Here is a 643-nt window from a genome sequence, read left to right as displayed (position 1 = left end):
GTGACACAACATGAACGTGAAGTGAAATCGTGTCCACATTGTCGATGTGTTCAACAAGCCGAATTCCCATCACATGTCACGAATCATGTGCAATACGGTCCACGGCTCACGGCGCTCGTTGTTTATTTACATCATATCCAATTGATCCCTTACAAGCGTTTAAGTGATACAATCGAAGCGTTATATCAACACTCGATTAGTACAGGAACCCTTGCCAATATGGTGAAACGAGGACGCGAATCGCTGGAATCAAATATGGACATCATCGAAGACGCCTTACTTGAATCCAACATCCTGCATGTCGATGAAACGAGTTTGCGCATCAATGGGAAACTCGCATGGGTGCATGTCGCGTGTACATCGAGATATACATACTTGGCTTCTCACGCTTCTCGTGGAAAGAAAGCAACGGATGATATCGAGATTCTTCCCCGATATGAAGGGCCGATGATGCACGATGCGTTCGGTACATATCCGAAATACACACATGCCACCCATACCCTTTGTCATGCCCACCATTTGCGTGAGTTAAAAGGATTCATCGAACAAGGGCATACGTGGGCGATGCGCATGACCACGTTTCTGTTAGCCGCCAAGCAAGCCGTCGAAGCCCATCACGGTGCACTTTCCGAAGAAGAAGCGA

At 47.4% G+C, this 643-nt stretch carries 1 pseudogene; it reads left to right on the top strand.

Annotated elements, in window-relative coordinates:
• Positions 1-643, top strand: a pseudogene (locus ETB99_RS14595) (IS66-like element ISGst1 family transposase); the annotation flags it as partial.

Origin of the sequence: Anoxybacillus sp. CHMUD (genome assembly GCF_013096965.1) — a bacterium.
Lineage (GTDB): Bacteria > Bacillota > Bacilli > Bacillales > Anoxybacillaceae > Anoxybacillus > Anoxybacillus kestanbolensis_A.
The sequence above is the reverse complement of the archived record's forward strand: the minus strand, read 5'-3'. Positions and strand labels throughout refer to the sequence as shown.